General features: G+C 67.4%; 13 protein-coding genes. 7 read left to right on the top strand and 6 right to left on the bottom strand.

Annotation, left to right across the window (positions count from 1 at the left end):
- Nucleotides 1–51: 51 nt before the first annotated feature.
- Together mltA and HMF7854_RS06690 are read right to left on the bottom strand one after the other, a co-directional pair.
- Nucleotides 52–1,095 carry a murein transglycosylase A gene (gene mltA / locus HMF7854_RS06695; protein ID WP_239016868.1) on the bottom strand — a complete coding sequence of 348 codons (1,044 nt, stop codon included), beginning with the start codon at nt 1,093–1,095 and terminating at the stop codon, nt 52–54.
- A gap of 176 nt (nt 1,096–1,271) precedes the next feature.
- The gene (locus HMF7854_RS06690) at nt 1,272–1,925 is read right to left on the bottom strand and encodes a Tim44/TimA family putative adaptor protein (RefSeq protein WP_126718388.1); all 654 of its coding nucleotides are present in this window, start codon (nt 1,923–1,925) and stop codon (nt 1,272–1,274) included.
- 184 nt (nt 1,926–2,109) lie between these two features.
- Here HMF7854_RS06690 and secB point away from each other — a divergent pair, with 184 nt between their 5' ends.
- The 5 genes from secB (at nt 2,110) to HMF7854_RS06665 (ending at nt 6,663) form a co-directional block, all read left to right on the top strand.
- Nucleotides 2,110–2,619: a protein-export chaperone SecB gene (secB, locus tag HMF7854_RS06685; RefSeq protein ID WP_126718387.1), complete on the top strand. Its 510-nt coding sequence runs from the start codon at nt 2,110–2,112 to the stop codon at nt 2,617–2,619.
- A 29-nt stretch (nt 2,620–2,648) separates the two neighbouring features.
- Nucleotides 2,649–4,232, top strand: a complete 1,584-nt coding sequence (murJ, locus tag HMF7854_RS06680; protein WP_126718386.1) for a murein biosynthesis integral membrane protein MurJ — start codon at nt 2,649–2,651, stop codon at nt 4,230–4,232.
- A 2-nt stretch (nt 4,233–4,234) separates the two neighbouring features.
- Entirely contained in the window at nt 4,235–5,242 is a 1,008-nt protein-coding gene (gene trpS, locus HMF7854_RS06675) for a tryptophan--tRNA ligase (protein ID WP_126718385.1), read from the top strand.
- Between the two features lie 11 nt (nt 5,243–5,253).
- Nucleotides 5,254–5,889, top strand: a complete 636-nt coding sequence (locus HMF7854_RS06670; protein WP_126718384.1) for an exopolysaccharide biosynthesis protein — start codon at nt 5,254–5,256, stop codon at nt 5,887–5,889.
- A 99-nt stretch (nt 5,890–5,988) separates the two neighbouring features.
- Nucleotides 5,989–6,663 carry a DUF4136 domain-containing protein gene (locus HMF7854_RS06665; protein WP_126718383.1) on the top strand — a complete coding sequence of 225 codons (675 nt, stop codon included), beginning with the start codon at nt 5,989–5,991 and terminating at the stop codon, nt 6,661–6,663.
- 82 nt (nt 6,664–6,745) lie between these two features.
- Here HMF7854_RS06665 and dnaA read toward each other — a convergent pair whose 3' ends face one another.
- From dnaA to mutM, 3 genes are all read right to left on the bottom strand, one after another.
- Entirely contained in the window at nt 6,746–8,176 is a 1,431-nt protein-coding gene (gene dnaA, locus HMF7854_RS06660) for a chromosomal replication initiator protein DnaA (protein ID WP_126720101.1), read from the bottom strand.
- A 380-nt stretch (nt 8,177–8,556) separates the two neighbouring features.
- Nucleotides 8,557–8,820 (bottom strand): 30S ribosomal protein S20, encoded by a 264-nt coding sequence (gene rpsT, locus HMF7854_RS06655; RefSeq protein WP_126718382.1) that lies wholly within the window; start codon nt 8,818–8,820, stop codon nt 8,557–8,559.
- Between the two features lie 105 nt (nt 8,821–8,925).
- Nucleotides 8,926–9,732, bottom strand: coding sequence for a bifunctional DNA-formamidopyrimidine glycosylase/DNA-(apurinic or apyrimidinic site) lyase (gene mutM, locus HMF7854_RS06650; protein ID WP_126718381.1), 807 nt, complete (start codon nt 9,730–9,732; stop codon nt 8,926–8,928).
- Between the two features lie 47 nt (nt 9,733–9,779).
- Here mutM and HMF7854_RS06645 point away from each other — a divergent pair, with 47 nt between their 5' ends.
- A complete protein-coding gene (locus HMF7854_RS06645) occupies nt 9,780–10,514 on the top strand; it encodes a class I SAM-dependent methyltransferase (RefSeq protein WP_126718380.1) in 735 nt (244 codons plus the stop codon).
- Nucleotides 10,511–12,046, top strand: coding sequence for a 2-polyprenylphenol 6-hydroxylase (gene ubiB / locus HMF7854_RS06640; RefSeq protein WP_126718379.1), 1,536 nt, complete (start codon nt 10,511–10,513; stop codon nt 12,044–12,046). Before HMF7854_RS06645 ends, ubiB begins: the two co-directional genes overlap by 4 nt.
- Here the strand turns inward: ubiB and HMF7854_RS06635 are convergent.
- Nucleotides 12,043–12,318 (bottom strand): PilZ domain-containing protein, encoded by a 276-nt coding sequence (locus tag HMF7854_RS06635; RefSeq protein ID WP_126718378.1) that lies wholly within the window; start codon nt 12,316–12,318, stop codon nt 12,043–12,045. The two genes, ubiB and HMF7854_RS06635, sit on opposite strands and share 4 nt — an antisense overlap.
- Between the last annotated feature and the right edge of the window lie 32 nt (nt 12,319–12,350).

Below are 12,350 nucleotides of genomic sequence, written 5' to 3'. Positions count from 1 at the left end.
CGGTGCAGCGGCCGGATGCTGGCTGTCACCCGCCCCCACAGCTCGGCTTCCTCAGGGTTGAGCTTGCGCACTGGCCGCGGCCGGCGGGGTCGCGGCACGGGCGGCGAGCGCCTTTGCGGCCGACCCTTTGGGAAGAAGGAGAAGCGCTTGCCCCTTGGCGGCCATGCCACCAGCGATCCTGGTCGCATCCGCACCCGCGCCCCAGAAGGTGTCGAAGCGATTGGCACCCTTGATTGCGCCGCCCACGTCCTGCGCCACCCACAGGCCGTTGATTTCCGGACGATCGGCCTGCACGAACACGGGTGCTCCGAGCGGCGTGTAGAGCGGGTCGGCAGCAACTGTCGCCTGCGCGGTCACGGGAACGCCGAGCGCCCCGAGCGGACCGGTGCCGGTCAGTTCCTTGAAGAAGATGTAGCTGAGGTTCTCGCGCATCAGGGCTCGACCCTGGTCCGGATTGGCGCGGAGCCAGGCCTTGATCGCCTCCATGTTGGCGCCGCCCGGCGGCAGGATCCCGCGGTCGCGGAGCAGCTTGCCGATCGCGACGTAAGTCTGGCCGTTCTGGTTGTCGTAGCCGATCCGGACAACGTTGCCGGCCGGGTCGACCAGCCGCCCGGAGCCCTGAATCTCGACGAAGAAGAGGTCGACCGGGTCCGCGGCCCAGCCGAGCTCCAGCCCCTTGTTGGCGAGCACTCCGTCCTCGATTTCCGCGCGGGTATAATAAGGCAGGCACTGGCTGGTCACCGGATCAAGCCGCCCTCGCCCGCTCGTCCCGTCGGCACGCGTGCAGCGGACCAGATCCGGCGGTGTGCGATAGACCGGAACGGCATAGCCGGTTTGGGCGACGCGAGTGCCGGCTATCTCCGGCTCGTAATAACCGGTCGCAAACAGTTTGCCCTCGCCGAGCCGGTCCCATTCGAAATTGTCGCGGAAGAAGGCCGCTGCCCCACCGGGAACAACGGTAGAGGCTGCCGTGCAGACAGGCTGCCAGTCGATTGTCGCAGTGAGCAGGCTGCCGTCCTTGCGCCGCATCAGCGAAGGACAGCTGATCCGGAAGGCGACGAGCGCGCGCTGGGCGACCCCCTCGTCGACCGTCATCGGCGCAGCAGCCGTCAGTCCGAGCTGCAGGGCAGTTGGTGGCGGAGGCGGCGGTGGAGCCGGGGCGGGCGCTGGCGAAGGCGTTGGTACGGGAACAGCAACGATAGGCGGCTGGCGCGTGGCGCAGGCCGAGAGAAGCAACGCGGTCGCGGCGGCGAGCGCCCTGGACGATAGCCTCACTGGTCTTCGTCGGTCTCGATCAGCACCCAGTTGGGGTCGCGGCTAGCGGTGTCGCGGCGGAAGGTCCACAGGTCGCGGGTCTGGACCGCGTCGCTGAGGCTGCCGGCGATAACCTGCCCCTCGGCGTCACGGGTCACAGCGGCGATGTCAGCTTCGAAGCGCACCGCGACGGTGGCGACGCTCTTCGCCAGCTCCGCCGAGGCAATGACCGCCTGCTCAATCGCTACCAGGCGATTGTCGATCACATGACCGGCGGCGTGGCGATCGGCGATCGCCTGCTCGAACGTGTCGAGAACGTGCGGGTCGACATGGTCGCGGACGCTTGACAGATCGCCCTTCCAGAACCCCTCGAGGATCATCCGGTAGGCAGCCTGCGCTCCTTCAAGGAAGCGGGCAACGTCGAAGCTCGGGTCGGCCGACAGCATGGCGCGGACACCGGGCCCGGCCGTCGGGAGATACGCGAGGTCGGCGGGATCGATGCTGCTCTGCGCAGCCGGCGCCGCACTCGGAGCCCGAGCATCGATGCGGGCATCGGATTCGGCCGGCTTGAGGATCGGCTGCTGCTCATGGCCGGTCCGTTCGCCCAGCACACTATAAAGGCGCAGGCCGATGAAGATGGCAACGAGGGCAAGAATGACGATGGCAGTCAATGTCCGTTCCGATCACGAGCTTGGCTCAACATAGGCAATCACAACGTGCGTTCAAAGCCCCGGGTCCATTTTCCGCGCCATTGCGCCGCACCGGAGCGGCTGCTAGTCGCGCCGACCAGTTGCACGACGCGCTCAGATCGCGTGGGCAAGGCACTGAAACTCCAGACCAAGGCGACGAACGACGATGGCCGAACAGGACTCGATTCCCAGCAACGGCGGTGCCGAAGGCGAAACGCCGCAGGCGGCGACGCTGGCGCAGTACATCAAGGATCTCTCGGTCGAGAACCCCAGCTCGCCGGCCGTTTTCCAGTGGAACGAGCAGGCGCAGATCGACGTCCAGTTCAACCTGTCGGTCAACCGCGTCTCCGACGAGGTCCATGAGGTCGTGCTGAAGATCGAGGCCTCGGCGCGCTCCACCAGCGGCGTCCACTTCATGGTCGACCTCAGCTATGCCGGGCTGTTCGGGCTCCGCAACGTTCCGGAGGAGGCGCTCGCCCCATTCCTGCTCGCCGAGGCGCCGCGGCTGCTTTTCCCGTTCGCCCGTCAAGTGGTCGCCGCCGCGGTCCAGGACTGCGGCTTCCCGCCGCTGATGCTCGACCCGATCGACTTCGGCGCGCTCTACATGCAGCAGCTCGAGGCTGCGCAGCAGCAGCCGGGCGGCACCGAGGGCGACGGCACGCCCACTGTCCAGTAAGCGCTGGCTAGCAGGAAGCGCTCGGCGCCATGAACCTCCTCAAGGCGACGGGCACGATCGGCGGCCTGACGCTGGTCAGCCGGGTGCTCGCGCTGGTCCGCGACACGCTGCAGGCCAGCTATGTCGGGGCGAGCTTCGCGTCGGACGCCTTCTTCGTGGCCTTTCGCTTGCCGAACATGTTCCGCGCGCTGTTCGCGGAGGGCGCCTTCTCCGCGGCGTTCATTCCCATGTTCAACCGCAAGGTCGGCGAGGCGGACGATCTCCAGGCGGGCCTGCGCTTCGCGGAGCAGACCCTCGCGGTTCTGCTGCCGGTGCTGCTCCTCTTCACGGTCGTGATGATGGTGGCGGCGTGGCCGATCACGTGGGGCCTGTCGGGCGGGTTCAAGGATCCCACCCCGCAACAGTTCGCCTTCGCCGTGACCCTGTCGCGGATCACCATCCCCTATCTGATGCTGATCAGCCTGGCCTCGCTGCTCGGCGGCATTCTCAACTCGCTCAGCCGCTTCTGGGTCAACGCCGCAGCGCCGATCCTCCTCAACATCGCGATGATCGTCGCACTCTGGTTCTTTCACGGCCACGATGCCTACCAGACCGCCCGCGCGCAGGCGGTATCGGTCACCGTCGGCGGGGTGCTCCAGCTCGGCTGGCTGATGCTCGCCTGCCGCCAGGCGAAGGTCAGCCTGGCGATCCGCCGGCCGCGCATCGACGACGACCTCCGCCAGCTGCTCAAGCTGATCCTCCCTGCTGCCATCGGCGCCGGCGCGGTGCAGGTCAATCTCGCCATCTCGACCGCGCTGGCGGGCGGCCTGCTGGGCGCGGGGTCGATCTCCTACATCTATTACGCCGACCGATTGAACCAGCTTCCGCTCGGCCTGATCGGTATCGGGCTCGGCACCATCCTCCTGCCGACGGTCTCGCGCCAGCTCAGCCAGCAGCGCGAAGCCGAGGCAATGGACACCCAGAACCGCGGCATCGAACTGGCGTTATTTCTGACCCTTCCCGCGACGATCGCCTTCGTCTTCGCGTCCGAGCCGATCATCCGCGGCCTGTTCCAGCATGGCCACTTCACCGCACTCGACAGCAGCCGGTGCAGCTGGGCGCTGTCGGCCTTCTCGCTGGGGTTGCCATCCTACGTGCTGGTGAAGGTACTGACCCCCGGCTACTACGCCCGCCACGATACCCGGACGCCGGTGCGCTACGCGATCCAGTCCGTCGGCCTCAATCTGGTCGGCAATCTTGTCCTGATCCCGACTCTGGGCCGCTTTGGCTACGGCCATGTGGGGCCGCCGCTGGCGACCGCTCTTTCCTCCACCGTCAACGTCTGGATGCTCTACCGCACCCTGCGCGCTCGCGGACACTTTCACAGCGATGCCCAGCTCCGTCGCCGCGTGCCGCGTCTTGCCGTCGCGGCGCTGGTGATGGGAGCGGCGCTGTTCTGGCTGGCACCGGCTGTTGATCCTTACCTGACCGGCTCTACCCTCCGCCGCGGCCTGGGGCTCGCGGTGCTGGTCGGGGGCGGCGCCGCGGTCTACGCGATCGCCTGCTTCGCAACGGGCGCCTTTGTGGCGAACGACCTCAAGCTTCTCCTCCGCCGCCGGGCTCGCGAGGCATGACGATGAACCCTGAACGACGCGTCCTTTCCGGCATCCAGCCGACGGGCGGGCTGCACCTCGGCAATCTGCTCGGCGCCATCCTGCGCTGGGTACGGATGCAAGACGAGGCCGAGTGCCTCTTCTTCCTCGCCGACCTTCATTCACTGTCCGACTTCGTGGACCCGGCCACCCGGCTCGCGAACATTCGCGAGATGGCGGCGGCGCTGATCGCCAGCGGGATCGACCCGGCGAAGTCGACCCTGTTCGCCCAGTCGGCAGTGCCGGCGCATTCCGAACTCTGCTGGATCCTCAACGGGACCGCACGGATGGGCTGGCTCAACCGCATGACCCAGTGGAAGGATAAGGCGGGCAAGAACCGCGAGACCGCCTCGGTTGCGCTGTTCGACTATCCGGTGCTTCAGGCCGCCGACATCCTCCTCTACCGCGCCACTCATGTGCCGGTGGGCGAGGATCAGAAACAGCACATCGAGCTCACCCGCGACATCGCAATCAAGTTCAACACCGACTATCAGACCGACTTATTTATCGCGCCCGAGCCGTTCATCGGCGGCGGTACCGCGGCGCGGGTGATGAGCCTGCGCGACGGCACCGCCAAGATGTCCAAGTCCGATCCGTCCGACATGAGCCGGATCAATCTTACCGACGAAAACGAGATCATCGTCCAAAAAGTCCGTAAAGCCCGCACCGATCCCGCGCCGTTGCCCGACGACCCGGCGCTGCTCGCGGATCGGCCGGAGGCGCGAAACCTCGTCGGCATCTACGCCGCGATTACCGGCGAGAGCAGCGAGGCCGTGCTCGCCCGCTTCGCCGGTCAGGGCTTCGGCACGTTCAAGCCGGCGCTCGCCGACGCGCTGATCGCATTGATCGCCCCGCTTAGGCAGCGGCTGTGCGAGCTTCGCCGCGATCCCGCCGAACTCGACCGCATCCTCGCCGACGGCGCGACCCGCGCCGCCGCGATCGGAACGCCCGTCCTCGACCGGGCCAAGGCCGCGGTCGGGCTGACCCTCTGAGTCCCGTACGCATGAGCAACGAAGACCTCACCGGCGAAACCGCCGAGCTCGCCCTGTCGGAGCAGCTGGCCGCAATCGTCGCGAGCGAAGGGCCTGACCGGCTGACCTTCACCGATCTGGCCCGCCGCCTCGACGCGCGGGCCTGGGGCGGCCTCCTGCTGGTGTTTGCGGCAATCAACATGCTGCCGCTGCCGCCGGGCACCAGCGCCTTCTTCGCGCTCCCGCTGATGATCGTCTCCGCCCAGATGGTGGTCGGGCGAGCCGCCCCCTGGTTTCCCGGCTGGCTCAACCGTCGCGGGGTCTCCAAGCATGAGATCGGCCGGCTGGTCGAGAAGATGGGCTGGCTCGAACGCAAGGTCGAACGGCTGTTCCGCCCGCGCCTGCTGCGTCTCTCGGGCCATTCGGCGACTCGGCTCGTGGGGCTCGTCTGCTTCCTCCTGGCGCTGGTCGCCGCGATCCCCGTGCCCCTGTTCCATATCGCCCCGGCCGCCGCGATCGCGCTGTTCGGGCTCGCGCTCATCTATCGCGACGGCATGCTGATCATTGCAGCCGGAGTCGCGGCCGTCCTCAGCATCGTAGTCGACGCGGTAATCGCCGAATCCGGCTTCGTGGCGCTGTCCTACGCCTTGTCTTGGCTGCATTTCTGACGACGGGCTGACGCAGCGCCGGCTCGCTTCATCGACGGTTCACAAGGAACTGTGCTATGATGCGGAAAGTTCAAGCGTTTTCCGCATCGAGGCTCCGTCATGATTAGCTTCAAGAAAGTCGCGGCCGCGTTGGCGATATCGGTCGCCGGCGTCGGTCTCTCCGGGTGTGTCGAAGGTCTCCCGGCCAAGGTCACCCGCTACAACGCCCTGCCGATCCCGGCCGGTCAGAGCTTCTTCGTGGTGCCCGACCGCGGCACGCGCGACGGGCTCGAGTTCCAGCGCTATGCCGGGCTCGTCGCCCAGAACCTGTCGGCCCAGGGGTTCGCCCCGGCCGCCAACCCGCAGTCCGCGCAGCTGATCGTCCAGGTCGGCTACCATGTCGACCGCGGCACGCAGCGGCTCGAGAGCGATCCGTTCCCGGATCCCTTCTACGATCCCTTCTACCGCGGCTTCTACGGGCGTCCCTTCTACAGCCGCTTCGGCGGCTACTATGGCGGCTTCCGCTCGCCCTTCTACTACGGCTGGAACGACCCCTTCTGGTACGGGCGCGGGGTGACGAGCTATATCGAATATCGTTCGGAGCTCGACATGGCGATCCGCAGCCGGACGACCAATCAGCCGCTGTTCGACGGTCGTGCGGTGGCCCGCTCCACCACGGACGAGCTCGCCGTGCTCGTCCCGAACCTGGTCCAGGCCATGTTCACCGGCTTCCCGGGCCGCAGCGGCGAAACCGTCCGCATCACCGTTCCACCGCCCGGCCGCCGTCCGCGCTGAACCGAGCGGCCCTGACATGAAAAAGCCCGCCGGAGCGATCCGGCGGGCTTTTTCGTGGTCTCGCCTGACGTGACCGGCGCCCTCAACCCTCGAGTTGGCGGGTCAGCATCCGCACCGCGGCGTCGATGTCCGGATCGCTCGCGCGCAGCTTCTCGATCTGGCGAACGGCGTGGATCACCGTGGTATGGTCTCGCCCCCCGAAGCGGCGGCCGATGTCCGGCAGCGACTTGGGGGTCAGCTGCTTGGACAGGTACATCGCGACCTGACGCGGGCGGGCGACCTCGCGCGCGCGGCGCGCCGAGGTCATCTCCGCCTTGCGAATGTTGTAGTGCTCGGCGACCTTGGTCTGGATCTCCTCGATCGTGATCCGCCGCTGGTTGGCGCGCAGCACGTTGGCCAGCACCTCCTCGACGAACGCCATGTCGACCGCACGCCCGGTCATCATCGCATAGGCGGCGATGCGGTTGAGCGCGCCCTCCAGCTCACGGATCGAGCCGGTCAGGCGCCGCGCCAGGAACTCGATGACCGGCTGCGGCATGGTGACGCCCGGCAGCTGGCCGAGCTTCGCCAGCAGGATGTTGAAGCGCAGCTCGTAATCGGCCGCGTTGACGTCGGCGACCAGCCCCCAGCTCAGGCGCGACAGGATTCGCGGGGCGATACCGTCGAGGTCCTGCGGCGCCCGGTCCGAGGTGATCGCCAGCCGCCGACCGGCGGTGATGATCTCGTTCATCGTGTGGAAGAATTCTTCCTGCGTCGACTCCTTGCCGGCGATGAACTGGACGTCGTCGATCAGCAGCAGGTCGGCCGAGCGCAGCCGATGCTTGAAGCCGATCGTGTCGTTCTCGCGGATGGCGCGGACGAACTCGACCATGAACTTCTCGGCCGACATCGAGACCACCCGCGCTCCCGGATTGCGGGCGAGGAAGGTCTGGCCGATCGCGTGCAGCAGGTGCGTCTTGCCGCGCCCGGTGCCGCCATGGATGAACAGCGGATTGAACCCCACCTTGTCGCTCTCGGCCAAGGTGCGCGCAGCGGTGAAGGCGACCTCGTTCGCCTTGCCGACGACGAAGTTGGGAAAGCTGTAGCGTGGATCAAAATTGGGCGGCGGATAGCCGTCGGCACTCGCCTTGGCGCCCGCGACCGCGGCGGGGCTGACGGCCACCGGCTCCGGCTCTTCCTCGAGGATGAGCAGCGGCGCGGGGCGCGGCCCGCCGTCGCAGGTGACCACCCGGATCTCGCGGACGATCGGCAGAGTCGTCTTCCACGCCAGCTCGAGCCGGTCGCCGAAGTGGGAGCGGACCCAATCGGCCATGAACTGGCTGGGCATGCTGATCTCGAGGCAGCCGGACTCCGGATCGAAGCCACCGAGCTCGGCCGGCTTCAACCAACCGTCGAAGGTCCGTACGCCGAGGTCACGGCGCAGGCCCCCGCGGATATTCTCCCACGCGGCGACCAGCGGGGCGGCAATGCTCCCCTGGTCGGTGGCCGGTGCCGTCGATCCGCACTCCCCCATCACTGCAAATCGCCTCCCGAACTCTCTCGTACAACAACTGCTTCCGGCACGCGGCAACGCACACGGGCGACCGCGAGTCGCCCGTCAGAAGCCGTTCCTGGACTGTGTCCCCCCAGTGGAATCACTGCCGGAGCCGCCATTTGTGCGAGGTCGGCCGGGCTGCATCAAGCCATCTTTTTCACCGGACTGAAATAATCCGGCTTGACACCTCAACTGTCAGAGAAAGCCGTCGAACCCCATGTTTTCTCACGTTTTTATCGCTTTGTAGAGCGAGGATCGGCCGCGAATCGCGGGAAAGATTGGACTTTTTACGGCGCCGAAACAAAAGGGCCGCCGGATTGCTCCGGCGGCCCTATGTTTCAGCTCGGGACGGTGAACCGTCAGGCCATCTGCGACAAGCGCTTGGTCAGGCGCGAGAACTTTCGCGAAGCCGTGTTCTTGTGCAGCACGCCGCGCGCCACGCCGCGCGCCAGTTCCGGCTGCGCCTTCTTCAGCGCGTCGGTGGCAGCACCCTTGTCGCCAGAAGCGAGCGCCGACTCGACGGCCTTGATGAAGGTCCGGATCCGACCAATGCGGCTGTGGTTGATCTCGGCGCGCCGGGCGTTGCGACGGATGCGCTTCTTGGCTTGCGGCGTGTTCGCCATCGAAAAATCCCCGAATGTTCTGCGGTGCAATGAAAAAGCGGCGCGGGCTCAGGGCTCGCACCGGTCCGGCGCTCCCCTACGCACGGGCGCGGCGAAGGTCAAGCCTCAGCGCTGGCAGCGCGGGCAGTACCAGGTCGAGCGCCCGCCCTGAACGATCCGCTTGACCGTACCCCCGCATGGACAAGGCTGCCCCTCCCGATCGTACACGTCGAACCGCTTGGAAAAATAGCCGAGTTCGCCGTCCGGCTGGGCATAGTCGCGGAGGGTCGATCCTCCAGCTGCGATCGCTTCCTCCAGCACCGCCTTGATCGCGGGCACCAGCCTGCGGAGTCGCTCCAGCGACACGCTGCCGGCCTTGCGCAGCGGGCTGATCCCTGCGCGGAACAGCGCCTCGCAAACATAGATGTTGCCGAGCCCCGCGACGATCCCCTGGTCGAGCAGCATCAGCTTGATCGAGGCAATTCGGCCGTCAAGCCGGCGCTTCAACTCCCCGGGGGTGAGATCGAAGGGTTCCGGGCCGAGCGCCACGAAGGGCGGCCAGGCGGGCACCTCCTCGGTCGCCATCAGGTCGACGGAGCCGAACCGTCGCGGATCGTTGAGCGCCAGGTCCAGCCCCTCGTCCGTTGCCAGCAGCAGATGGTCGTGCGTCTCGAGCTCTCTCGGGGCGATCCGCCATCGCCCCGACATGCCGAGATGAAAGATCATCGTGTCGCCGCGGTCGGTGTCGATCAGGCCGTACTTTGCCCGCCGCCGCAGCCCCGTTACCCGCGCTCCGGTGAGACGCTGCCGGAGGTCGGGCGGGAACGCACGTCGCAAGTCCTCGCGCCGCGCCTCGACCCGGGTCAGCCGGCGCCCCTGCAGCACGCGGGACAGTCCTCGCACGGTGGTCTCGACTTCGGGCAGCTCCGGCATGGCCTTGCTATGGCAAGCCGCGGCGGACGCCGCTAGAGCCGCCAGCCATGGAGCAGCCCCAAGTCAATTTCGGCGACCAGCTGGTCACGCCCGAGGAAAAGACCCGCAAGGTCGGCGCGGTGTTCACCTCGGTCGCGCGGCGCTACGACCTCATGAACGATCTCATGTCGGGTGGCATGCACCGGCTGTGGAAGGATCGCTTCGTCCGCCGGGTGAAGCCCCGCAGCGGCGAGCAGATCCTCGACATGGCCGGCGGCACTGGCGACATCGCCTTCCGCATGGCCGCCAAGGGTGCGCTGGTCACCGTCAGCGACATCAACCCCGACATGCTCGGAGTCGGGCAGCAGCGGGCCGAGAAGCGCGGGATCGACAATCTTCTCTGGCAGGTCGAGAATGCCGAGACGCTGAGCTTCGCCGACGCGAGCTTCGACGCCTACACCATCGCGTTCGGGATCCGGAACGTGACCGACATTCCGGCCGCGCTTCGCGAGGCGCATCGGGTGCTTCGCCGCGGCGGCCGCATCTTCGTGCTCGAATTCTCAACCAGCGATTGGCCGGGGTTCGGCGAGGCCTATGAGCTCTATGCCAGCAAGGTCATCCCGCGGGTCGGCGAAGCGGTGGCCGGCGACCGCGACAGCTACCAATATCTCGTCGAGTCGATCCGCCGCTTCCCGCGGCCCGAGCGGTTTCGCGAGATGATCGGCGAGGCGGGGTTCGTCCGGGCCGCCGTCGAACCGTTGCTCGGCGGGCTGGTCTGCATCTGGAGCGGGTGGAAGATTTGACCACCGCGGTCACCCATCTCTGGCGGCTGCTGAAATGGGGGCGGACTCTTGCCCGCCACGGCGCGTTGCGGGGCATCGAGCGCGACCCGCTCACCCCCACTCCGGTCCGCCGGCTGATCCAGGTGGCGCAGATCGGCACCCGGGTGCCGGAGCGTCCCGATTACGCCGCCGCGATGAAGGCGATCGGGCCGGCGGCGATCAAGCTCGGCCAAGCGCTCGCCACCCGCCCCGACCTTGTCGGAGCGGAGGCCGCCGAGAACCTGCTCCAGCTGCAGGACTCGCTCCCACCCGCCCCGTTTGCGGCGATCCGCCGTCAGGTCGAGAGTGCGCTCGATGCGCCGCTGGAGAGCCTCTACACGCGGTTCGACGAGGAGCCGGTCGGCGCCGCCTCGATCGCCCAGGTCCACCGCGCGCTGACCACCGACGGCAAGGACGTCGCGGTGAAGGTGCTCCGCCCGGGGATCGAGGAGGAGTTCGCCCGCGCCCTTGAAACCTACGAATGGGCCGCCGCGCACGTCGAAATCCATGGCGGCGACGAGGCGCTCCGCCTCCGCCCGCGGCTGGTCGTCGCCTATTTCCGGCAGTGGGTGAACCGCGAACTCGACCTCCAGCGCGAGGCGGCCTCCGCCTCGGAGCTCGCCGAGAACATGGTCGCCGAGCCCGGCTTCCACATTCCCGAGATCGACTGGCGGCGGACCGCCCGCCGGGTGATGACCCTGGAGTGGCTCGACGGCACCAAGCTCTCCAATCGCGAGCGGCTCATCGCGGAAGGACATGACGTCAGGCAGCTCGCCGCCACGCTCGTTCGCGGCTTCCTTCGCCAGGCGGTGGTCGATGGCTTCTTTCATGCCGACCTCCACCAGGGCAATCTCTTCGCGCTGCGCGACGGGCGGATTGCCGCGATCGACTTCGGGATCATGGGCCGGATCAACCGCCAGGCACGGATGTGGCTGGCCGAGATCCTCTATGGGCTGATCACGGGCAATTACCGCCGGGTCGCCGAAATCCACTTCGAAGCCCAGTACGTCCCCTCGCACCACAATGTCGACGAGTTTGCGACCGCGCTCCGCGCCGTTGGCGAACCGATGCGCGGGCTTCCGGTCAAGTCGATCAGCGTCGGAAGGATGCTCGAGGGACTCTTCTCCATCACCCGCGACTTCGACATGCAGACCCAGCCGCACCTGCTTCTATTGCAGAAGACGATGGTGATGAACGAGGGCGTGGCGACCGCGCTCGATCCCGACATCAACATGTGGGAAACCGCCGAGCCCTTCCTGCGTGAATGGATGCGCAGCGAGTTGGGGCCCGAAGCCTATGTCGCCGACCGGCTCATCGCCACCTCGCGCTCGCTGCGCAAGCTGCCCGACCTCATCGACCGGATCGACGCCTACTTCCCCAAGCCAGGGGCCGCGCCGCCGCCGCCGCCCCTGGCCGAGGTGGAAGTGCTGCAGCCGCAGTCGGCGTGGCGCCTGCTCCTGGTCGCACTTCTCGCCGGCGCGATCGGCACCGTGGCCGGGGCTCTGCTCTTCTAGTCCGTCAAGTTGACGGGCTTGTCGAACTGACCGCCGGCCTCGAAGCCCATTACCCAGCGGATCTGCGCCGATGCGCGTTCCCGGCCTACCTGCAGATCAATATATTCGCCCGGTTCGAGGCGGGCATCCGTCTCGATACGGAACCCGCTGCTGGACAGGTCGCGGACCGTCGCGATGTAAGCGGTCCCGTCACCGCGGACGATGTTTCCGGGCATCTCCAGTCTGACACGCTTCAGGCGCGGCTCGGGCCGCGGCTTTCTGATCAGAGTCATTTTTCGTGTCCGGCTGATTCGGCTTGGCGGCA

The sequence above is a fragment of the Sphingomonas ginkgonis genome (assembly GCF_003970925.1).
Lineage (GTDB): Bacteria > Pseudomonadota > Alphaproteobacteria > Sphingomonadales > Sphingomonadaceae > Sphingomicrobium > Sphingomicrobium ginkgonis.
This window is presented reverse-complemented; position numbering and strand designations above follow the sequence as displayed.